Origin of the sequence: Streptomyces sp. NPDC090499 (assembly GCF_044769305.1) — a bacterium.
Lineage (GTDB): Bacteria > Actinomycetota > Actinomycetes > Streptomycetales > Streptomycetaceae > Streptomyces.
Genome location: NZ_JBIVXP010000007.1, coordinates 353621 through 374920 on the forward strand (window position 1 = coordinate 353621; position 21300 = coordinate 374920).

Below are 21300 nucleotides of genomic sequence, written 5' to 3' on the forward strand. Positions count from 1 at the left end.
CGGCATGGGCAAGCTGAACGGACGGGTCGTCATCGTCACCGGGGCGGCGCGCGGGCAGGGGGAGCAGGAGGCGCGGCTGTTCCGGGCGGAGGGTGCGCGGGTCGTCGTGGCGGATGTGCTGGACGATCCCGGCGAGGCGCTCGCCAAGGAGATCGGGGCCGCCTACGTCCACCTGGACGTGGGAGTGGAGGAGGAGTGGCAGGCCGCCGTCGCCGCCGCGAAGCAGGCGTACGGCCGGCTCGACGGGCTGGTGAACAACGCCGGCATCCTGCGCTTCAACGCGCTCGTGGACACGCCCCTCGAAGAGTTCATGCAGGTCGTGCAGGTCAACCAGGTCGGCTGCTTCCTGGGCATGAAGACGGTCGCGCCCGAGCTGGACGACGGGGGGACCATCGTCAACACGGCCTCCTACACGGCGCTGACCGGGATGGCGGCGGTGGGGACGTACGCCGCGACCAAGCACGCGGTGCTCGGGCTCACCCGGGTCGCCGCGCTGGAACTGGCCGACCGGCGGATCCGCGTCAACGCGATCTGCCCCGGCGCCATCGACACCGCGATGTCCAACCCGGCGCGGCTGGACCCGGCCGCCGACCCCGCCGAGATGAGCCGGGCGCTGGACGAGCTGTACCGCAAGCTCGTGCCGCTGGGCCGGATCGGGCGGGCGGAGGAGGTGGCCAGGCTGGCGCTCTTCCTGACCTCGGACGACTCGTCGTACATCACCGGGCAGCCGTTCGTGATCGACGGGGGCTGGCTGGCGGGGGTCAGTGTCATCTGACGGCTTGTCAGCTATTGACGGTGGAAGCGGCCGGTGCGACAGTCGGCCAACGAACGGTATCTGACGGAGCGTCAGGAAATATGGGACGGTGAACCGCCTTGGAATTCGGGCTCTTTGTACAGGGATACGTGGGCAAGCGAGCCGAGACCGACCCGCTGGCCGAGCACAAGGCACTGATGGAGGAGACCGAGTACGTCATCCAGGCGGACCAGTCCGGCTTCAAGTACGCCTGGGCCTCCGAGCACCACTTCCTCGACGAGTACTCCCACCTGTCCGCCAACGACGTGTACCTGGGCTACCTCGCGCACGCCACCGAGCGGATCCACCTCGGCTCCGGGATCTTCAACCCGCTCGCCCAGGTCAACCACCCCGTGAAGGTCGCCGAGAAGGTCGCCATGCTCGACCATCTCACCGGCAACCGCTTCGAGTTCGGCAGCGGGCGCGGCGCCGGCTCGCACGAGATCCTCGGGTTCATCCCTGGTGTGACCGACATGAACTACACCAAGGAGATCTGGGAGGAGACCATCGCCGAGTTCCCCAAGATGTGGCTCCAGGACGAGTACGTCGGCTTCCAGGGCAAGCACTGGCAGCTGCCGCCGCGCAAGGTGCTGCCGAAGCCGTACGGCAAGTCGCACCCCGCGATGTGGTACGCGGCCGGGTCGCCGCCGTCGTACGCCATGGCGGCGCGGAAGGGGCTGGGGGTGCTCGGGTTCAGCATCCAGAAGGTCTCCGACATGGAGTGGGTGCTGGAGCAGTACAAGACGGCGATCGTGAACGCCGAGCCGGTCGGGGACTTCGTCAACGACAACGTGATGGTGACGACGACGGCGATCTGCGCGCCGACGCACGACGAGGCGATCCGGATCGCGGCGAGCGGCGGGCTGCACTACCTGCCCTCGCTGGTCTTCCGGTACCACGACACCTTCCCGCGGCCCGAGGGGTTCCCGGTGTGGCCGGAGACGCTGCCGGAGTACACCCCGGAGTTCGTGGAGCTGCTCGTCGAGGAGGAGCTGCTGATCTGCGGCGACCCCGACGAGGTGCTGCGGCAGTGCAAGCGGTGGGAGCAGGCCGGTGCCGACCAGCTGAGCTTCGGGCTGCCGGTGGGGGTGCCGAAGGAGGAGACGCTGCAGACGATCCGGTTGATCGGGGAGCACGTGATTCCGAAGATCGACACGGATCCGGTTCATCGGACCACGCGGTTCCGTCAGGGGGCCTGAGGTCTCGTCGGCGGGTGCGGGTGGGCGGGGGCTGGTCGCGCCCGCGCGGCGGAGCCGCAAATCAAGTGCAGCCCCGCGCCCCTCAAAAGCAGGTCGGTCACCGCATCGCAGTTTGAGGAGACCAGGTTCATGCTCGATCACGTCATAAAAGGGGCGACCGTCGTCGATGGGACCGGAGCCCCCGGCATCGTCGCCGACGTCGGTATCCGGGACGGGCGGATTGCCGTCGTCGGGACCGTCACCGAGGAATCGCGGACCAGCGAGGACGCCACGGGGCTCGTCCTCGCGCCCGGGTTCGTCGATCCGCACACGCACTACGACGCCCAGCTCTTCTGGGACCCGTACGCGACGCCCTCGCTGAACCACGGGGTGACCACGGTCGCCGCCGGGAACTGCGGGTTCACCCTCGCGCCCCTGAACCCGGGACGCCCCGCCGACGCCGACTACACCCGCCGCATGATGTCCAAGGTCGAGGGCATGTCCCTGGTCGCCCTGGAGGAGGGGGCGCCCTGGAGCTGGAACTCCTTCGGGGAGTACCTGGACGCCCTCGAAGGGCGGATCGCCGTCAACGCCGGGTTCATGGTGGGGCACTGTGCGCTGCGCCGGTACGTGATGGGGCCGGACGCGGTCGGCGGCCAGCCGAGCGAGCAGCAACTGGCGGAGATCGTACGGCTGTTGCACGAGGCCATGGATGCCGGGGCGTGGGGCTTCTCCACCACCCAGTCCAGCACCCACTCCGACGGGGACGGGCAGCCGGTCGCCTCCCGGCACGCGCGGCCGGCGGAGCTGCTGGCCATGTCCAGGGCCGTCGGGGAGCACGAGGGGACGCAGATCGAGGCGATCGTCGCCGGCTGCCTCGACCAGTTCAGCGACGCCGAGATCGAACTGTTCGCCGAGATGAGCGCGGCGGCCGGGCGGCCCCTGAACTGGAACGTGCTGACGGTCGACGCCGCCGTGCCGGAGCGGGTGCCGCGGCAGCTCCAGGCCAGTGAACGGGCCCGGAAGGCGGGCGGCAGGGTGGTCGCGCTGACCATGCCGATCCTCACGCCCATGAACATGTCGCTCGGCACCTTCTGCGCCCTGAACCTCATCCCCGGGTGGGGGCCGATCCTCGGGCTGCCGGTTCCGGAGCGGATCGAGAAGCTGCGCGACCCGGCGGTACGGGCCGAGATGATGGAGCGCGCGAACAGCAAGGAGGCGGGAGTCTTCCGGCGGCTCGCCGACTTCGGGCGGTACGTCATCGGGGACACGTACAGCGAGGCGAACGCCGGGCTGCCGGGACGGGTGGTGCGTGACATAGCACAGGAGCGCGGCCAGGACCCCTTCCACACCCTGGTCGAGATCTGCGCCGCCGACGGCCTCCGTACCGTCCTGTGGCCCATGCCCACCGACAACGACCCGGCCTCCTGGGCGCTGCGCGCCGAGACCTGGCAGCACGAGGACGTCATGCTCGGCGGGTCCGACGCCGGGGCGCACCTGGACCGCATGTGCGGAGCCCCGTACACCACCCGCTTCATCGGCGACTGCCTGCGCGGCCGCAGGCTGCTCGGCCTGGAACAGGCCGTGAAGATGCTGACCGACGATCCCGCCCGGCTCTTCGGGCTGCGGGAGCGCGGGCGGATCGCGGAGGGCTGGCATGCGGACCTCGTGCTCTTCGACCCGGAGCGGATCGCGGCCGGCCAGGCCACCCTGGTGCACGACCTGCCGGGAGACAGCCCGCGCCTGGACTCGAAGGCGATCGGGGTACGGGCGGTCTGGGTCAACGGCGTCGAGGCCATCCGGGACGACGTGGTGAGCGGGGCCGTACCGGGGAGGGTGCTGCGGTCCGGGCGGGACACCAGGACGGTGAGCACCCGGTGAGCGGGGCGGGCGGGGCGGCGGACGGGCAGCGGCTGTTCGTCGGCGGCCGGTGGGTGGCGCCCGACGACGGGTACTACGAGGTCGTCGACCCGGCGACCGAGGAGACCGTGGGCTGGGCGCCGGAGGCGTCCCGGGAGCAGGTCGTGGCGGCCTGTGCGGCCGCCCGGGAGGCCTTCGACGGCTGGTCGCGGACGCCGGCGGGGGAGCGTGCGGCGGTGCTGGGCCGGGCCGCCGACCTCATCCGCGGGCAGTCGGGCGCGTACGCGGACCTCGCCCGTGCCGAGACGGGCGCGACCACCGGCACCGCCCGCGCGATGCAGGTGGGGGTCGCGGTGGCCCGGTTCCGCCGGTACGCGACCGTCGAACCGGCCGAGTGGGCGATCCCGCCGCAGATCAACGAGGCCGGGCCGATGGGGAGGGCGGGCGTGATGGGCGCGCTCGCCGTGCGCCAGCCGGTCGGGGTGGTCAGCTGCATCACCTCGTACAACAACCCGTGGGCCAACCCGGCGGGCAAGGTCGCGCCGGCGCTCGCGATGGGCAACACGGTGGTCGTGAAGCCGGCCCCGCAGGACCCGCTCTCCGTCTACCGGATGGCGGAGGCGCTGGCGGCGGCGGGCGTCCCGCCGGGCGTGGTGAACGTCGTCTCCGGCCGGTCGACCGGTGTCGGCGAGGCGGCGGTGGCTTCGGCCGACGTCGACATGGTGAGCTTCACCGGCTCCACCGCCGTCGGGCAGCGCATCGCCGAGGTGTGCGGGCGGGACATGAAACGCCAGTTGATGGAACTGGGCGGCAAGGGCGCGGCGGTCGTCTTCGACGACGCGGACGTCGGCTCGGCGGTGGCCGGGATCGGCACCACCTTCTCCTTCTACAGCGGGCAGATCTGTACGGCGCCCACCCGGGTGCTGGTGCAGCGCGGGCTGTACGAGCGGCTGGTGGACCAACTGGCCGCGTATGCGGGGCGGTTGAAGGTGGGCGACCCGGCCGCGCCGGACACGGTGGTCGGGCCGCTGATCAGCGCCGAGCACCGGGCGCGCGTCGAGTCGTACGTCGAACTCGGCCGGAAGGAGGGCGCGACGGTGGTGGCCGGCGGTGAACGCCCGTCGCTGGAGCGGGGGTTCTACGTGCCCCCGACCCTCCTCGCCGACTGCACGAACGACATGCGGGTGGCCCGCGAGGAGATCTTCGGGCCGGTCGTCTCCGTCGTCCCCTTCGACGACGAGGAGGAGGGCATCGCCCTCGCCAACGACTCCGACTACGGCCTCATCGACTACGTCTGGTCCGGCGACGTGGCCCGTGCCTTCCGGGTGGCGCGGCGGCTGCGGGCGGGTGGCGTCGGGATCAACACCGTGGGGCGGAACATGGAGGCGCCGTTCGGCGGGTTCAAGAAGAGCGGGGTGGGCCGGGACGTCGGCTCCTACGCCCTGCACGCCTACAGCGAGGTGCAGGCGGTCGTCTGGCCGGGCTGAGGTGTCAACTTGGGCTGTCCGCTTGCCCTTTGGGGCGGTGAAATCTTACGGGGGGACAAAGAACGGGCAACCCGCCACGCGGCGGGGCCGCGCGTCCGTAGCGTCCGGGGGACAAGGGGGAGGGCCCGTTTCCGGTTCGACGCGGGCCGCTCCCTTCCCTGAACACGCACGGATCCCGTTCGGAGACCCCCCTTCATGAAGCACGTCAAGAGAATCGCCCTGACCACCACGGCCGTCGCCGCCGCGGCCGCCGCCACCCTGCTGGGCACGACCGCCGTCCAGGCCTACTCCGCACGGCCCGCCCACCTCCCGGCCGTCCACGCCCCCGCCGCGCTCGCCGTGCCCGACGGCAACAGGCTGACCGGCGTCTACGCCGCGCACGGCGTCCAGACCTACACCTGCACCGACGGCGCCTGGAAGCTCCTGGAGCCCGCCGCCACCCTCTCCGACAAGCGGGACCGCGCCCACCGCCCGGTCGCCCTGCACTCCCGTGGCCCGGTCTGGGTCTCCACGGTCGACGGCAGCGCCGTCAACGCCGCCGCGGTCGCCACCTCCGCGAAGGACGGCGCCGTCCCCGAACTGCTCCTGAAGGCCACGGCCACCCGCGGCGCCGGGACGTTCGAGGGCGTCACCTACGTCCAGCGCCTGGACACGGAGGGCGGCGTGGCCCCGGCCGCCGCCTGCACCGGGACGGACCAGGTGTCGGTGCCGTACTCGGCGACGTACGCGTTCTACAAGGCCGCCAGCTGAACTCACCAGCCCCGCTCACCTGTGTCTGGGCAGCACCGCCGAAAACCCCGCGGGGCTGCTGGACGCCTCACCGCCGCCGCCCTGGGCTTGCTGCCGGAGAGGACCCAGCACGATCGGAGACCGGAATCACGCGGAGCTCCGCGATGTCCGTGGCCGGCGGCGGTCGGGGCGGAGCCCCCTCGCCTCCTGGAGCGGCCTACCGCGCGCCAGGTTGTTCAGCTCAGTGATCGCGGTCCCTGCGTGCGGTGCTCACGCTTGCCCGTCGTCGGTGTCCCGGTCGCTGGGGGCGAGGCGCTCGCTCTGTTGGCCTGGCGCGTCGGCTCTGCAGGGTCGAAAGCGGGCGAGGTATGCCGGGCTTGGGCCGCGGCGCTCGGTCAGGTGGAGGCCGGCGGCGTCGGCGAGCCGGTGCAGCCGGCCGAAGGAGATCCAGTGCCGGTCGAAGAACTCGCCGATCACCAGCCGCCCGCCTGGTGCCAGCACCCGTGCCGCCTCGCGCAGTACCCGATCCGGCTCGGGGACCTCGCCGAGCGCGGTCACGGCGTATACGGCGTCGAATGTCTCGTCGTCGTAGGGCAGTTCACGTGCGTCCGAGCGGGCGGGCCTGACAGTCGCCAGGCCGTCGCGCTTGGCGCGGCACATCACGTGGTCGAGCATCTCCTGCTGGATGTCGAGCACATCGAGCCGCCCCTCCGGCCCGAGCTGCGGGGCGACGTGCAGCGACTGCAGGCCCGTCCCCGGGCCGATCTCCAGCATCCGTTCCCCCGGCCGCGGTTGCAGAACGGCGTCCATCCTGTCGGCTGTCAGAAACGGCAACGGCACGTCGAGCAGGCCGCGTTGGGCGTACGGATAGGGCGCTGTGTCGCCCAGCCACCAGGCGGCGGCCAACGCGGCGCCGGTGCCGGCGGCGACCGCCCAGCGGGTCCGGGCCGGGATCGGGGCGACGGGGGCGGTGGTGATGCGGTGCATGGTGTTCTCCGGTGGATCGATTCGGTCCGTGGTACGTACTCGGGCGGTCGGCGTCACGAGGGCCGGCTCAGCGCCCGCAGCGCCAGTCGGCCGCACAGCGCGGCGAGCGGCAGCTCGGCGCCGAGTGCCATGGCGAGCGCGTTGGCGACGTCGCCGCCCGGGGCCGCGGTCGTGGTGTCGAACCAGGCGTCCACCACAAGCAGCGTCGCGGTCGCGGCGGCTGCCAGGGCGTGCCGCCGGTCGCCGCGGGCGGCCAGGAGGCCGGTGGCGATCAGGCCGAGCGCCTCCAGCGCGTCGAGCCCGACCCAGGCGACCGGCCAGTGCGCCGCGGTCGCGGTGGCCGGCAGGCCGGTGGCCAGCACGTACAGCCACGGCAGCAGGGCGAGCCCGCAGGCGACCAGCAGCCACCCGGCCCGCCGGATGCCCCGCGCCGGGCGCGGCTCCTCCACCTCTCCGCGGAGCGGGATGACCTCGGCGCGGTCGAAGCCCTCGGCACCGGCCACGGCCTCATCGCACACGACCAGTTGACGCATCGTCTTCCCCCGCTCCTCGTCGGCTCTCCCCTTCACGTGCTCCACCCTCCGCCGCGCACCGGGGCGCCGTCAGTCACGCAGGGTTCCGACCCAGGGTGGAGAAAAGTGCACCCCCGAACCGGGCGGGAGTGTCATGGCACGGGGATGGCCTGCGGCTTTACCGTTTGACGCATGCGACTCACGACGTGGCTGCAGCTGGTACTGGGCCGGCCGTTCCGCAGGGCGGGACACCGGACCGCGCTCGTCGCCGCCGGCCTGCCGCTCCACCTCGCCGTGGTGCCACTGTGGCTCTGGCTGCTCGGCACGATGGCGGCGTTGGTGCACGCGCCCGGCGCGGTGGCCGTGACTCCGCTGCCCGTGCTGCTCACGCTCGTGGTGACACCCCTGCTGACCGCCGGGCAGCGGCGACGCTACCGGGCGCTCGTCGGCAAGGACCTCCCGCGCCCCGCCGTACCCGGGCCGGGACGCACCTGGAAGTCGGCGATGCGCCGGCTGACCGGCCGGGCCTTGTGGCGGCAGGTCTGCTACCACGCCGTGGCGGGTCCGCTGCTCGCCGTCCTGGACCTCGCCGTCCTCGCCTTCTGGGCCGCCGCTCTCGTGGCCGCCTCCCTCTACGTGTGGATCTGGGCGCTGCCGACGCAGTGGTGGGTCACCGACCTCGGGTACACCACGCAGGCCGTGTACATCACCGCCGGCGGCCTTGCCCTGCTGTTCCTCGGGCCCCGGCTGACCGGCGCTCTGGTGCGGCTGGAGACCCGGGCGGCCGAGGTCCTGCTCGGCCCCAGCCGCACGGAGAAGCTGGCCCGCCGGGTCGCCGACCTCGCCGAGAGCCGGGCCGGCGTGCTCGACGCCGCCGACGCCGAGCGGCGGCGGATCGAGCGCGACCTGCACGACGGCGCACAGCAGCGCCTCGTCTCACTCGCCGTCAACCTGGGCCTGGCCAGGGCTACCCTCGGCGACCTGCCGGAGGACGCCCGCAAGGTGATCGACGAGGCGCACCGCGAGGCGAAGGAAGCGATCGCCGAGCTGAACGACCTGGTGCGCGGCCTGCATCCGGCCGTCCTTGAGGACCGCGGCCTCGACGCCGCGCTGTCCGGGGCCGCCGCCCGCCTCCCGATCCCGGTGCGCGTGGCGGTGGACCTGCCGCGGCGCCCGTCACCCACGATCGAGGCCGTCGCGTACTTCGTGGTCTCCGAAGCCCTGACGAACGTGGTCAAACACGCCCAGGCGACCCGGGCGGACGTGACGGTGCAGCGGATCGGGGAGACACTGCTGGTGGTCGTCGCGGACGACGGCGCGGGCGGCGCGGATCTCGCGGCCGTCGGCGGCACCGGGCTCGTCGGGCTCGCCAAGCGCGTCGCGTCCGTCGACGGCACGTTCTCCTGCCGCAGCCCCGCCGGGGGCCCGACCGTCATCACCGTGGAGCTGCCGTGCGCGCCGTGATCGCCGAGGATTCCCTCTTGCTGCGCATCGGCGTGGTCAAGGTGCTGGAGGCGGCCGGCTTCGAGATGTGCGCGCAGGTCGCCGACGCGGAAGGGCTGCTGGCGGCCGTCGAGGAGCACCGGCCCGACATCACCGTGGTCGACGTGCGCATGCCGCCCGGCTTCACCGACGAGGGAGTACGCGCCGCGCTGGTGATCCGCCGCCAGTACCCGCGTACCGCCGTGCTCCTGCTGTCGCAGTACGTGGAGGAGCGGTACGCCGCCGATCTGCTCGCCGCCAACACCTCGGGCGTCGGCTATCTGCTCAAGCAACGCGTCGCCGACGTCGAGGAGTTCGCCGAGGCGGTACGCCGGGTGGCGGCCGGCGGCACCGCGCTCGACCCGCAGGTCGTCGCGCAGCTGCTGGTGCGCCGGCACAGCGATCCGCTCGACCGGCTGACACCGCGCGAGCGGGAGGTGCTGGAGCTGATGGCGGGCGGCCGGTCCAACTCCGGCATCGCCGCCGAGCTGGTCGTGAGCGAGAGCGCGGTCGCCAAGCACATCAACAGCATCTTCACCAAGCTCGACCTGCCCAAGGCCGACACCGACCACCGCCGCGTCCTGGCGGTGCTGCGCTTCCTGGGCGTTGCGACCGCGTAGTGCGCGATCACGCCCGTACGCCCGGTCGACGACGGTGCTGAGCAGCACGAAGAGCTGATCGGCCGGGGCGCCGCCGAGGGCGTTGACCGCGCGGCCACCGTCTGCCGCGCGGCAGCCGGGGTGGCAGACCATGCGCCTTCGACCGCGAGACCTACAAGCAACGCGACACGGTCGAACGCTGCATCAGGGGCTGTCCTAGTCGGTGAGATCGACCCGGACCGTCAGCAGTTGCGTGCCCAGTGCCTTCACCGCGGCACTGTTGCCCTTGGGCAGGGTGCGCAGGCGGGCGACCGGGTCGTCGTCGGGCAGCAGGTGGGCGGTGCCGGAGTGCCACCGTCCGCCGATCCGTACCCGGACCCGCGGATCGGCCTGGATGTTCCGTACGTACTGCGACTTCGTCCCGAACTCCGACACCAGCCAGAAGGAGTCCCCCACCCGCTTCCCGCCCAGCGGGGTCCTGCGGGGCTGCCCGGAGACCCGGCCGGTGGTCTCCAGCAGCGTCTGGAAGGGCATGAGACGGGTCAGCGGGTTGGCGACGTGCCGCTGGAAGGCGGTGGTGATCCGGAATCTGCGGTCGGACATCGTTCCTCTGTTTCCGAGATGGGCGGGCTTTGCGTGCCGACATGACGTTCTTTGACAGAATCGGGCACGCAGGTCCGGTTCCGTACACGTTCTCCTTCTCGAATGTCGGTGCGTCACCCGCAGGGTCACAAGCTCCGCACAGCTTCGAGGAGAACCACCGTGTTCCGACACCCCCTCCGTCCTGTCGCGGCTGCCGCCGCCGCGCTCGCCGCCGTCGGCGGTCTGACCGCCGCGACGGCCGGTCCCGCCTCCCCCGCGTCCCGCTCCCGGCACGTCCTGCTGCTCTCGGTCGACGGCCTGCACCAGTCCGACCTGGCCTGGTACGTGGCCCGGCACCCGCGTTCCGCGCTGGCCCGGCTGGCCGGCGGCGGTGTGGAGTACACCCACGCCAGAACCACCGTCCCCTCCGACTCCTTCCCCGGCATGGTGGGACAGCTGACCGGCGGGGACCCGGGTGTCACGGGCGTCTACTACGACGACACCTACAGCAACGCCCTGCTCCCGGCCGGTACCACCGACTGCGCGGGCGTCAGGCCCGGCGCCGAGGTCGACCTCACCGAGGACCTCGACAAGGACCAGAACTCCATCGACGCGGGCCAGGGCCTGTCCGGCCTGCCCGGCAGCATCCTGAACATGACCGGTGACGCCGCCCGCCTCATCGACCCGGCGAAGCTGCCCGTCGACCCGAAGACCTGCAAGCCGGTCTACCCGCACTCCTACCTCAGGGTGAACACGGTCTTCGACATCGCCCGCAAGGCGGGGCTACGCACCGCGTGGTCGGACAAGCACGTCGCCTACGAAATCCTCGACGGGCCGTCCGGCGACGGCATCCAGGACCTGTTCGCCCCCGAGATCAACAGCCAGGCCATCGGCTACCCGGCCGGCCAGGACTGGACGAAGGACAACGCGGCCACCGAGCAGTACGACGCGTACAAGGTGAAGGCGGTCCTCAACGAGATCGACGGCCACGACCACAGCGGCGCCCACAGGACCGGCGTCCCGGCAGTCTTCGGGATGAACTTCCAGTCCGTGTCCACCGCCCAGAAGCTGCCGGTCTCCGACGGCTTGACGGGCGGTTACACCACGCCCGGTACCCCCGGTCCACTGCTCGCGAAGAACCTCGACTTCGTCGACCAGGAGGTCGGGGCGTTCCTCGGCGAGATCCACAAGCGTGGCCTCGACGGCAGCACGACCGTCATCCTGTCCTCCAAGCACGGCCAGTCGCCCACCGACCCGAAGGCACTGACCCGCATCGACGACGGGCCGCTGCTCGACGGGCTCAACGCCGCCTGGAAGGCCGCCCACCCCGGCGCCGGCGACCTGGTCGCCCACGCCGTGGACGACGACGCCATGCTGCTGTGGCTCAAGGACCGTTCGCAGGCCGCCGCCGAGTTCGCCAAGGCCTACCTGCTCGCCCGATCCGGCAACGGCAACGGCATCGACGGAGCCGCCAAGCCGTACACGGCGAGCGGCCTGAAGACCGTGTACGCCGGTGCGGCGGCCGCCCGGTACTTCCACGCCCGGCCCGGTGACGCGCGCGTGCCCGACGTGTTCGGCATCACCCAGTACGGCGTGGTCTACACCGGCGGCAAGGGCAAGATCGCGGAGCACGGCGGGGCAGCCGCCGACGACCTCGCCGTGCCGCTCGTCGTCTACGGTGCCGGCGCCCCGCACGCCGTGCGCGTCGACGCCCCGGTGCGGACCACGCAGATCGCGCCGACGATGCTGCGGCTGCTCGGCCTGAACCCGCGAGACCTGGACGCGGTCCGCATCGAGCACACCCGGTCGTTGCCGGTGCGCTGACCAGGCAGGGGGCGCCCGGCCGGCCGCCGTCGTCCGGCGGCCGGCGCGGTCACCGCCCGCCGGATGACTTCAGCAGGTCGAGAAGACCACCGAAGGCCCTGAAACCGACGGTGAGGACGTTCCGGGGCGGGTCGGCGTCGGCTATGTGGACGAGGGCGGGCTCGGTGGATATGTGGACGCAGGCCTCGCCTTCCTGGCAGTAGGACGACTTCCGCCAGCGGTGCGTGGGCATACCGGCTCCTTCACAGGTTCTGGATGATGGCGTGGATCAGGTCGCGGGACTTCTCAGGGCTGAGGGCGGTGGCTTCGACAACGTCCAGGAGGCGTCGGTACTTCTCCAAGTGGGCCTCGGCGTCGAGGAGCACGGGACCGTGGAACTGGTCGAGTTGTACGGTGTCCAGCTCCGCCACGGGGCCGCACAGGTAGTTGATGGACTGGCCTGATCCCGGGAAGGCCCCGACGTCGAAGGGAAGCACCCGAAGGGTGATGTGATCCCGCAGGCTCATGCTGATCAGGTGCCTGAGCTGGTCGCGGGCCACCCTCCGGCCCCCTACCCGCATGTGCAGGGCTGCTTCGTGGATGACGGTGCTGTACGGATTCGGGTCCTCCCGGAACACCACGTCCTGGCGTTTGATGCGGTGCGAGACGCGGTGCTCCACTTCCGGCGGGGTCGGAGCGGGGATCGCCTTGCTGAAGATCTCCCGGGCGTGCTCGGCGGTCTGGAGCATGCCCGGGATGTGAGCGGTGAAGGCGGTACGGACAGCTGTCGCGTGGTGCTCCAGTTCGGCGAGGGTGAGCAGTCCGGAGGGAAGCACCTCGCGGTACACCTCCCACCACCAGCCACGTGTCTTCTCCGCGGCCATGTCGGCGAGGGCGTCTACGTAGGGCTGGTTCGTGCACGAGTAGAGGTTGGCCATCGCGCGGACACGGTCGGGGCTCACCCCGAACCTGGCCGACTCCACATTGCTGAGTTGACCCGAACTGGTGCCGAGCATCTGCGCCGCCTCGGTGGAGGTCAGGCCTGCCCGCTCGCGGAGTTTGCGCAGCTCGGTGGCGAGCCGGACGCGTCGGGCCGTCGGCACGGGCCTTGGCGTCATGAGTGCTTCCTCCTAGCGGACACACAGCGAGCTTGTCACTCACACGAGGGAGATGAGCCTGAGATCCTTCGAAAGCTCGCAAAGCTGCTTTGCGGAGCCCCTATCGTCGTTCCCAGGCGCCCCACCTGGAAGCGCACCGTGGGACGCCACGGCACAGACACCAGGCACCTGTCGAACTCCCCTCAGTGACCGGAGACTTCCGATGGCCACCGTATCCCCGTCGTGGAACTACACCCTGCACCTTCCGCACGATCCACGCGCACCGGGTATCGCGCGGGGCACTCTCAGACTGATTCTGACCGCACACGGGATGCCCGAACTGACCCCCACTGCGGAACTCTTGGCAGCGGAGCTGCTGGCCAACTCGCACTGTCACACGAAGGGGCCCTACGCCCTCCGCCTCCGCTCGGCCGAGCCCGGTCGCCTCCGCGTGGCGGTATGGGACACCGACCCGCACGTCCCGCCCGGCTTCTCGACCGCCCCCGCCCCGCCGCCTCCGCCCGACGCCGAGCATGGCCGCGGACTGCCCCTGGTGCGGGCCTGCGCGGACTCCTGGGGCGCCTCCGCGCTGCGCGAACTCGGTGGCTCCAGGGCCGGCAAGCTGCTGTGGGCCGAGTGCGGAGGCAGGGCGGCGGCGTGGTGACCAGGGCCATACTGGGAAACGGAGCGATGCCCCTTCATCAGGAGCCGATCATGAGCGCACAGCCCGAGCACGGCTGGGGAACGATGCCCCTCCCGGAGATCCGGACCGTGGACGACCTACGCAGCGCGCTCAGCCGCTACGGCTTCCCGGGCGACCGCGAGCGCTTCGAGGAGGAGCTGGCGGCCGCCATAGGAGCCTCCCCGACCGACGACTTCGCCGGCGCGGCAGCCGTCGTCCGCGCCTACCGGCACCGCGTCCTGATCAGGAACTCACCCGAGATCATGACGGCGCTGGAGGACGCGCGAGCCGGAGGCGGCGGCACGTGAACGAAATTCCGTTGGAGGAGGCCGAGCCCGCGAGGAAGGCGTTCGGTGACCTGACGGAGGGGGAGCGGGAAGTGGTCCGGGAGGCGCTCGCCGCCATCGCCCGGGACCCGGCGGCCGGACGCGAGATCCCCGGGTGGCGGCCTCCGTCCCTGGAGTACACGTACACCACACCACTTGCCCGTGACTCGGCAGAGGCGATCACGGTCGTGTACACGCACACACCGGGTATGGGCGTGACCGTCGTCTACTACTTCCGTGATCCACAGGTTGTGGACTGAGCAGTCCTCCTCACCAGAGTCCGCAGGGTTCCCGTCCGGCCGCCCGGAGCAGGATGTGGCGGGTGGAACCCATGCCGTATCTGTCGACGTCGCTGGAGAGTTCGGCCACCTCCAGGAGGAGCGGCCGGACGTCGACCCCGGCGTCCCGGGCCTGCCCGCACAGGTCATGCAGGGTGAGCATCATGTCCCGGGTGTCGGGGCCCTGGTCCTCGACCGACATGTGCAGCAGTCGCAGCCGGAAGCCCTGGGGCGTTGGCTCGGAGGGCAGCGTGGTCGCCCAGGTGAAATGGGGGCACCGCTCCAGGAGGGCGCGCAGGGCGGCCCGGACGCCGTCGTCGCCCTCCTCGTAGCGGGTGAGTACCTCCCGCAGGGCCGCCTCGGCCTCCGGGCGGATGCCCGCCTCGTCCAGCGGATGCGGGGCCTCCTGCATCTTCCGCACCCAGTCGGGGTCGGTGAGATCCACCGACCTCGTCGCGACGGGGGCGAGGCACGCGTCGATCAGCGCGACCCACTCCGCGAGCTCCGCCGGTTCCTCCATGGCAGCCCTTTCAGCCCTTTCGGACGAGGTGTTCCATCGGGGCCGGCCACTCGCCCCGTGCGCAGAGGTGGAGCACGAGGGACGCGATGTTCCAGGCGTCGTCCTCGCCCCGGTGGTGCCGGCCTTCGAGCGGCAGCCCGGCGATCTCCAGGGCCCGTGCCATGCCGGGGCGCTTGCGCAGGCCGTACGCCTCGGTGAAGGCGGCCTTGGCGTTGGTGTGGCGGCGGTTGAAGGGGTAGGGCGTCCTGGTGGCCTGGCACTGCCGGGTGAACTGGTGGCGGTCGTAGTCGCCCCAGCTGGCCCACGGCCGGGCGCCCGCGCGGTGCTCGGCCGCCAGCAGCCGGCACGCCTCGGCGAAGGTGACTCCCCGGTCGACCTCGGCCTGCGTGAGGCCGGTCAGCTCCGTGCAGAACCCGCTCACCGCGGACCGGGCGGGCCGCACCAGGATCCGGTGCCGGGCCAGGCGCTCGCCGGCCGCCGGGTCGACGACGGTCAGCCCGATCTCGATGATCTCGCTGACCTCGCCGGGCGGCGGGGAACCGGCCCAGCAGGTCGCCTCGATGTCCACGACGTTGACGAGCCCCGCGGCCCCGGTGCTGTCCATGACGGGAAGCGTAGGGAGCCGCGGCGGCCGGGGCACGCGAGTTACGGCGCGGATGGGACGATGCGCCAGTGAACCACTTCTCGTACTCCCGCATCGGTCCTGGTCATGACCGGCCGCAGCTCCCGGAGCCCAGGCCGGTCGAGCCCGGTGAGTGGCCGAAGCTGGAGGCCGCGCTCGCCGTGGTCAACCGCGACCTGACGGCAACTGTGCCGGGCCAGGAGCCGCTGATACTGATGGTCGATCCGCCCCGGCAGCCCCTGGCGCCGGGCGAGGCCGACCGGGGGCAGGTCCACGTGGCGATGCCCGACGGCCGATGGCAGGGCAACCAGGTGAACGCCTACGACCCCGAGGAGGGCGACCCGCTGGAGCCGGACGACGAGATGACCGTGCTGACCGTGGTCGCGGACGCGGCGCAGGAGACCGTCGTGGAGCTGCTCTGGCAGGTCTGGCCGGTCTGCGGGGAACACAAGCTCGGCATGCACCCTCGTCCCGCAGGGACCACCGACGACTGGTACGGGGGTGAGACGGACGCGGGCGGCCCGCCGGTGTGGTGGTGCCGGGGCGGCGGTGACGGCACGTGGCATGACGCCGCCCAGGTGGGCGAGCTGGCCGCCACCCTGCCGGGAAAACAGCGGCGCGCACTGCGGCGCGAGTTGCGGCGCAGCGAGCGTGGACGGGACGGCCGCGGCTGAGCGTTCCGCGATCTGCCGACTGCGGCGCCGTCGTGGCTGGTCGCGCAGTTCCCCGCGCCCCTTACGGGGCGCTGCCGAACCGCATTTGACTTTCACCGCCCCAGGAAGATCGGGTTCGTCAGCGCTGCCAGCGCCCCCGGTACCGGGCCCGCCGCCGTCTCGTGGCGGACCTCCGCGCGGACGTAGGCGGCGTACTGCGGGGTCGTCTGCCACTCCACCACGCCCGAGCCGGTCACCGGGAGCGGGTCGCTGGTCAGCAGGACGCCCTCGTCGGTGACGAAGCGGACCGTGCAGCGGGGGACGCCGGAGGCCTCCAGGCGGACGGTCACCGGGGTGTCGGCGGCGACCTTCAGGCGCTCGCCGATGCCCGCCCGCTCGCCGCGGCCGCCCGTCGCCGTGAAGCTCAGCGTCACGTTCTTCGACTCGGCGATGTAGGAGCGGCCCGCCCGCAGCCCCTCCTGGATCGCCTCCCGGGACAGGTCGTCGGCGAGGACGACGGTCTGCGGCACGCCCACCGGGTCCGGGTCGCGGTGCGCGTCGCTGTTGCCCATCGCCGGGAGCCACTCCCGGTTGTCGCGGACCGAGGCGACCAGGGTGGCGTCCCAGGCGTTCAGGGCCACCTCGTCGTCGGGGGTGTAGGGGCCGTTCCACACCTCGACGGCGTCCGCGTCCCCGAAGCCGAACTTCCAGGCGCAGCCCACGCAGGTGGCGTGCGGATGCGCGGGTACGACGAGGCCGCCGGCCTTGTGGACCTGCTGGGCGAAGTGCCCGAACCGGTTGTCGCGGGCCCGGTAGCGCCAGTCGACGAAGGTGCCGGGGTCGGTGCCGAGGGCGACGACGTGGCCGTTCCTCGTGGTGACCTCCTCGCCGAGCATGATCAGCAGGTCGTCGCCTGCCTGGTCCGCCCAGTGCGGGTGCGAGGAGTGCGTGTTGTGGTCCGAGGAGTTGATGAAGTCGAGGCCGGCGGCGCGGGCGAGGGCCGCGATCTCGGCCGGGGTGCGGCGGCCGTCGGAGTACCAGGAGTGCAGGTGGCAGTCGCCGCGGTACCAGTCCCGGCCGCGACCCTTGGCACGGGCGGGCGGGTAGACCGGGCGGACGGGGGTGCCGGGTTCGCCGTACGTCAGGGTGATGGTCAGCTCGTACGACAGGCCCTGCGGGGCCACCGTGTACGGGCCGAGGGCGACGTACCAGGTGCCCGCGTGGACCGGGCCCGGGATGTAGCCGGGGGTCGCGTCGTCGGCGCGGACGAAGAACTCCGTGCGGGCGCCGCCCGACCAGCCCCGGAAGCCCTTGCCGCCCAGCTCGGTGCCGTGCTGGTCGAAGAGGCCGATGTCGAGCGCGTTGCCCGTGGTGCCGGCCGGGACGCTCGGCCTGTCGTAGGTGTAGGAGACCTTGAGCTCCCGTACGCCGGTGGGCACTTCGACCGGTACGTACACGAAGTCCGGGCAACCGGGCGGCAGGGTGCCGCTCACGGTCGCCGTCTTCTGGCTCCCCTGGTCCTGACCGTCCGCCGCTGCGAAGCTCACGCTTCCCAACGTAAGGGCTGTGGCCGCGCCCGTCACGATCAGCGCGCGTCTGCCGATGCCGTGCGTGTCCTCACACATGCCGCCCACTCTCCCCTGTGGACGTGAACTCCCACGGAAGGAGAGGGAATCCACAGGCGTCCGTCTGTCATGTGCATAGCCCTGTGAAAGGCGGGGCGTGTGATGCCGACCAGTCGGTATGGACATATCGAGCCACCCCCGGTACAGATGGGGCATGCGCATAGCCGTCACGATCTTCCTCACCGACGAGACCATCGCCCCCGTCCGGCTCGCCCGTGAGCTGGAGGCACGCGGGTTCGCCGGGCTGTACCTGCCCGAGCACACGCACATCCCGGTCGAGCGGGCCACCCCGTACCCGGCGGGCGGCGACCTGCCCCGCGAGTACGGCCGTACCCTCGACCCCTTCGTCGCCCTCGGCCAGGCCGCCGCCGTCACCGAGGGGCTCGGCCTCGGCACCGGCATCACCCTGGTCGCCCAGCACGACCCGATCGACCTCGCCAAGCAGATCGCCACCCTCGACCACCTGTCCGGCGGCCGCCTCACGCTCGGCGTCGGCTTCGGGTGGAACGTGGAGGAGGCCGCGGACCACGGGGTGCGGTGGCGGTCGCGGCGGGAGCTGACCCGGGACCGGATGGCCCTGATGCGGGCCCTGTGGGCGGACGAACCGACGGCCTACGAGGGGGAGTTCGGGAGCGTGCGGGCGTCGTCCGCGTACCCCAAGCCCGTCCAGAAGCCGCGCGGGCCGGTGGCCGGGCCGCGCACGCTGGTCGGCGGGGCGGCGGGGCCGAAGCTGTTCGCGCACATCGCCGAGTACGCGGACGGGTGGATGCCGATCGGGGGACGCGGCCTCACCGAGTCGCTGCCGGTCCTGCGGGACGTGTGGGCGGACGCCGGGCGCGACCCGGCGGCGCTCCAGGTGGTGCCGTACGCCGTCTTCCCGAGCCCCGGCAAGCTCGCGCACTACGCCGAGCTGGGCGTCGAGGAGGTCGTGGTGCAGTTGCCTCCGGCGGGGGAGGCCGAGGTGCTGGGGGTGCTGGACGCTTACGCGGAGTACGTGTGAGCGGGGGCGCCGACCTGTCTGGGCGGGCTGGGGTGCGTGAGCGGCCGCCGGTACGTTGCGGCTGGTGGCGCAGTTCCCCGCGCCCCTGAAAGAAGGGGCGCGGGGAACTTCGTGAACAACCCCCCACCCACCCGCACCCGGCAGCGCACCGGAACCGGATACTGTCCTCGACGCGTCCGACGGCGGGGGGCTCTGTGGCGGCGCGACGTGGCGGAGACGGCCATGCGGTTCTCCGACGCCGGACATCGAACCGGACACGGTTCCGGTCGATCACAGGTACCCCGCCGGTGTTCGAACGCATTGCCGGGCGTGACAGGCACGCCCGTCCTAGACAGGAGCCGTAGTGGCACTGAGCATTCCGAGACCGCGAGTCGTTGTCGCCGCCTGCGCGGTGGCGACGGCGGCCGCACTCGCGGTGGGCACCGCACTGCCCGCCACCGCAGCCGGATACCCCGCGTCCGCGGGCCCGTTCGGGGCCGCGGTCGGTCTGACCGGCACCGACGGCCGGCAGAGCCTGATCGACGTCAAGGTGGCCGGGAACGGCACGGCGTTCGCCCTGTGGCGCAACCAGGCGGCCGGCGCCTCCACCTGGGACGTCCAGGCCGCGGTCAGGCCGGCGGGCAGCGACACCTGGTCGGCCCCCCACACCCTGTTCACGAGCACCGACGCGAGCGCCGCCGCCGAGCTGACGGTGACCGCCGACGGGCACGCCGAGACGGCGTGGCGCACCGGCACCTACACCGACGGTTCGCTGGCCCTCGTCTCGGCCGGCTGGAACCCGGCCACCGGCCTGTGGTCGGATCCGGTCACGCTCACGTCCTACGCCGGGCTGGACCTGGCGATGCCCCAGCTGGCCGCGGCGGCCGACGGCACCGTCACCGCCGTGTGGACCGAGGGCGACGGCTACTCGGAGTACGAGGCGATGACCGCCACGCTCACCCCCGGTGCGGCGGCCTGGTCGGCGCCCGAGCGTCTCGGCTCCTTCTCCAGCGGCTACATCGGCCAGATATCGCTCGCGGTGGCTCCCGACGGGGCGGCCACGACGGTCTGGGACGCCTGGGACCGCACCACCGACTCCAACGTCGACTCCATCGTGACCCGGACCACCGCCGGCGGGGACTGGAGCAGCCCGGCCGCGCTGCCGGGCGCGGACGGCCAGTCCACCGACGTGCAGGTGTCGATGGCGGCCGGCGGCGCCACCACCGTGCTGTGGCAGGGTGCCACCAACGGGGTCGAGACGCTGAAGTCCCGCACCAGGCCCACCCCGACCGGCAGCTGGGGAGCCGTCCAGACCGCCGTGCCGGTCCTTCAGGCCAACGACGACAGCGGGCCCCTCACCGCCCCGAACGGTGACGTCACCTACGTGTGGGCGGGCTGGAGTGGCAGCGCGGGCGTGCCGATCGTCCAGACCGTCACCCGGAGCGCGAGCACGGGCGCCTGGTCCGCGCCGAAGACGCTGTCCACCGGTTACGTCGACTGGCAGGTGGACGCGTCCATCGGCGCGGACGGGACCGTACAGGTCGTGTGGCCGCAGACGCCCGGCATCGACAACGGCGACGACCACTACCTGGAGTGGGCCGTCCGGACCGGCGGCACCTGGAGCAAGGCCACCGCACTCGACGCCACCCCCGTCGCCGACGTCCCCGACATGGACGCCCTGACGGGCGAGGTGGCGGCCGGACCGGACGGCCGGGCCACGGTGCTGGCCCGGACGGCGGTCTACGCCCCCGGAACCGCCGGCCGTTACACCTCCCAGGTGTGGAGCCGCTCGCAGACCCTGCTGGCCAAGCCGGCCGTCACCAAGAAGGCCGCCATCACCGGGACCGCCCGCAGCGGTTCCAAGCTGACGTGCTCCGCGACCTGGTCCGGGTACAACGCCACCGCCACGTGGTCGTGGCTGCGTGACGGCAGGGCCATCTCCGGCGCCACCGCCGCGACCCGCACCCTGACCTCGGACGACTACACCCACAAGATCTCCTGCAAGGTGACGGTCAGGAACGGCGCCGGTTCGGTCGACTCCACGTCCCCGGCGGTCACGGCAGCCGTCGGTCCTGCGCTGAAGGCCACTCAGGCGCCGTCCCGCAGCGGCACCGCCACGGTCGGGCACAAGCTGACGGCCGCGCACGGGACCTGGTCGCCGGCGGCCACCTCGTACTCCTACTCCTGGAAGCGCGGCGGCAAGGCGATCAGCGGGGCCACCAAGTCCACCTACGTCCTGGTGAAGGCCGACAAGGGCCAGAAGATCACCGTCACGGTGACCGCTCACCGGCACGGCTGGACCAACGGTTCGGCCACCACCGCACCGGTCACGGTGCGCTGACGGGACCGCTCTCGTTTTCCGGGTGCCGGTGCCGGTGCCGGTGCGTGGGGGTTGTTCGCGCAGTTCCCCGCGCCCCTGAAAGAAGGGGCGCGGGGGACGGTGCGACCAGCCCCCGCGGCGCCGCAGTCGACCACGTGCCGCCGCCCCACCGACCCCACCGAACCC

22 protein-coding genes and 1 pseudogene are annotated in these 21300 nt (G+C 72.2%); 15 read left to right on the plus strand and 8 right to left on the minus strand.

What is annotated here, in order from left to right; genetic code table 11:
• The first annotated feature begins 4 nt into the window (after positions 1-4).
• The 5 genes from ACIQVL_RS26905 to ACIQVL_RS26925 all read left to right on the plus strand — a co-directional run bounded on the left by ACIQVL_RS26905 (position 5) and on the right by ACIQVL_RS26925 (position 6068).
• Positions 5-775 carry an SDR family NAD(P)-dependent oxidoreductase gene (locus ACIQVL_RS26905; RefSeq protein ID WP_403476552.1) on the plus strand — a complete coding sequence of 257 codons (771 nt, stop codon included), beginning with the start codon at positions 5-7 and terminating at the stop codon, positions 773-775.
• 98 nt (positions 776-873) lie between these two features.
• Positions 874-1992, plus strand: coding sequence for an LLM class flavin-dependent oxidoreductase (locus ACIQVL_RS26910; protein ID WP_350788682.1), 1119 nt, complete (start codon positions 874-876; stop codon positions 1990-1992).
• Positions 1993-2121: 129 nt separating this feature from the next.
• Positions 2122-3852 (plus strand): amidohydrolase family protein, encoded by a 1731-nt coding sequence (locus tag ACIQVL_RS26915; RefSeq protein WP_403426925.1) that lies wholly within the window; start codon positions 2122-2124, stop codon positions 3850-3852.
• On the plus strand, positions 3849-5318 hold the full coding sequence (locus ACIQVL_RS26920; protein ID WP_403426926.1) for an aldehyde dehydrogenase family protein: 1470 nt from the start codon (positions 3849-3851) through the stop codon (positions 5316-5318). The genes ACIQVL_RS26915 and ACIQVL_RS26920 overlap by 4 nt, the downstream gene beginning before the upstream one ends.
• A gap of 195 nt (positions 5319-5513) precedes the next feature.
• Entirely contained in the window at positions 5514-6068 is a 555-nt protein-coding gene (locus tag ACIQVL_RS26925; protein WP_403476553.1) for a DUF3455 domain-containing protein, read from the plus strand.
• A 249-nt stretch (positions 6069-6317) separates the two neighbouring features.
• Here the strand turns inward: ACIQVL_RS26925 and ACIQVL_RS26930 are convergent, their stop codons facing one another.
• On the minus strand, positions 6318-7034 hold the full coding sequence (locus ACIQVL_RS26930; protein ID WP_403476554.1) for a class I SAM-dependent methyltransferase: 717 nt from the start codon (positions 7032-7034) through the stop codon (positions 6318-6320).
• A gap of 53 nt (positions 7035-7087) precedes the next feature.
• Positions 7088-7603 carry a hypothetical protein gene (locus ACIQVL_RS26935; RefSeq protein ID WP_403476555.1) on the minus strand — a complete coding sequence of 172 codons (516 nt, stop codon included), beginning with the start codon at positions 7601-7603 and terminating at the stop codon, positions 7088-7090.
• A gap of 135 nt (positions 7604-7738) precedes the next feature.
• Between ACIQVL_RS26935 and ACIQVL_RS26940 the strand changes: the two genes are divergently transcribed.
• The 3 genes and pseudogenes from ACIQVL_RS26940 to ACIQVL_RS26950 form a co-directional block, all read left to right on the plus strand.
• Entirely contained in the window at positions 7739-9010 is a 1272-nt protein-coding gene (locus ACIQVL_RS26940; RefSeq protein WP_403476556.1) for a sensor histidine kinase, read from the plus strand.
• On the plus strand, positions 8998-9648 hold the full coding sequence (locus ACIQVL_RS26945) for a response regulator (RefSeq protein ID WP_403476557.1): 651 nt from the start codon (positions 8998-9000) through the stop codon (positions 9646-9648). Before ACIQVL_RS26940 ends, ACIQVL_RS26945 begins: the two co-directional genes overlap by 13 nt.
• A gap of 92 nt (positions 9649-9740) precedes the next feature.
• Positions 9741-9833 (plus strand): annotated as a pseudogene (locus tag ACIQVL_RS26950) (IS5/IS1182 family transposase); the annotation flags it as partial.
• Between the two features lie 10 nt (positions 9834-9843).
• On the opposite strand, the gene ACIQVL_RS26955 reads toward ACIQVL_RS26950, so the two are convergent.
• Entirely contained in the window at positions 9844-10230 is a 387-nt protein-coding gene (locus tag ACIQVL_RS26955; protein WP_403476558.1) for a nitroreductase family deazaflavin-dependent oxidoreductase, read from the minus strand.
• Between the two features lie 159 nt (positions 10231-10389).
• Here ACIQVL_RS26955 and ACIQVL_RS26960 point away from each other — a divergent pair, with 159 nt between their 5' ends.
• Positions 10390-12033, plus strand: coding sequence for an alkaline phosphatase family protein (locus tag ACIQVL_RS26960; RefSeq protein WP_403476559.1), 1644 nt, complete (start codon positions 10390-10392; stop codon positions 12031-12033).
• Positions 12034-12082: 49 nt separating this feature from the next.
• On the opposite strand, the gene ACIQVL_RS26965 is transcribed toward ACIQVL_RS26960, so the two are convergent.
• A complete protein-coding gene (locus ACIQVL_RS26965) occupies positions 12083-12265 on the minus strand; it encodes a DUF397 domain-containing protein (protein WP_403476560.1) in 183 nt (60 codons plus the stop codon).
• 10 nt (positions 12266-12275) lie between these two features.
• Positions 12276-13130: a Scr1 family TA system antitoxin-like transcriptional regulator gene (locus ACIQVL_RS26970; protein WP_403476561.1), complete on the minus strand. Its 855-nt coding sequence runs from the start codon at positions 13128-13130 to the stop codon at positions 12276-12278.
• Between the two features lie 202 nt (positions 13131-13332).
• On the opposite strand from ACIQVL_RS26970, the gene ACIQVL_RS26975 reads away from it, so the two are divergent.
• The 3 genes from ACIQVL_RS26975 to ACIQVL_RS26985 are packed head-to-tail and all read left to right on the plus strand — an operon-like array spanning position 13333 to position 14377.
• Positions 13333-13773 (plus strand): ATP-binding protein, encoded by a 441-nt coding sequence (locus ACIQVL_RS26975; protein ID WP_403476562.1) that lies wholly within the window; start codon positions 13333-13335, stop codon positions 13771-13773.
• Positions 13774-13823: 50 nt separating this feature from the next.
• Positions 13824-14099, plus strand: coding sequence for a hypothetical protein (locus tag ACIQVL_RS26980; RefSeq protein WP_403426939.1), 276 nt, complete (start codon positions 13824-13826; stop codon positions 14097-14099).
• The gene (locus ACIQVL_RS26985) at positions 14096-14377 is read left to right on the plus strand and encodes a hypothetical protein (protein WP_403426941.1); all 282 of its coding nucleotides are present in this window, start codon (positions 14096-14098) and stop codon (positions 14375-14377) included. The genes ACIQVL_RS26980 and ACIQVL_RS26985 overlap by 4 nt, the downstream gene beginning before the upstream one ends.
• 10 nt (positions 14378-14387) lie before the next feature.
• Here the strand turns inward: ACIQVL_RS26985 and ACIQVL_RS26990 are convergent, their stop codons facing one another.
• The gene (locus ACIQVL_RS26990) at positions 14388-14915 is read right to left on the minus strand and encodes a hypothetical protein (protein WP_403476563.1); all 528 of its coding nucleotides are present in this window, start codon (positions 14913-14915) and stop codon (positions 14388-14390) included.
• 10 nt (positions 14916-14925) lie between these two features.
• Positions 14926-15519 (minus strand): exonuclease domain-containing protein, encoded by a 594-nt coding sequence (locus ACIQVL_RS26995; RefSeq protein WP_403476564.1) that lies wholly within the window; start codon positions 15517-15519, stop codon positions 14926-14928.
• Positions 15520-15587: 68 nt separating this feature from the next.
• Here ACIQVL_RS26995 and ACIQVL_RS27000 point away from each other — a divergent pair, with 68 nt between their 5' ends.
• Positions 15588-16211 carry a hypothetical protein gene (locus ACIQVL_RS27000; protein ID WP_403476565.1) on the plus strand — a complete coding sequence of 208 codons (624 nt, stop codon included), beginning with the start codon at positions 15588-15590 and terminating at the stop codon, positions 16209-16211.
• Positions 16212-16303: 92 nt separating this feature from the next.
• On the opposite strand, the gene ACIQVL_RS27005 is transcribed toward ACIQVL_RS27000, so the two are convergent.
• Complete coding sequence (locus ACIQVL_RS27005) at positions 16304-17815, minus strand: CehA/McbA family metallohydrolase (protein ID WP_403426946.1); 1512 nt, start codon at positions 17813-17815, stop codon at positions 16304-16306.
• 154 nt (positions 17816-17969) lie between these two features.
• Between ACIQVL_RS27005 and ACIQVL_RS27010 the strand changes: the two genes are divergently transcribed.
• Together ACIQVL_RS27010 and ACIQVL_RS27015 are read left to right on the plus strand one after the other, a co-directional pair.
• Positions 17970-18815: an LLM class F420-dependent oxidoreductase gene (locus tag ACIQVL_RS27010; protein ID WP_403426948.1), complete on the plus strand. Its 846-nt coding sequence runs from the start codon at positions 17970-17972 to the stop codon at positions 18813-18815.
• A 343-nt stretch (positions 18816-19158) separates the two neighbouring features.
• Complete coding sequence (locus tag ACIQVL_RS27015; RefSeq protein ID WP_403476566.1) at positions 19159-21135, plus strand: hypothetical protein; 1977 nt, start codon at positions 19159-19161, stop codon at positions 21133-21135.
• Positions 21136-21300 lie beyond the last annotated feature (165 nt).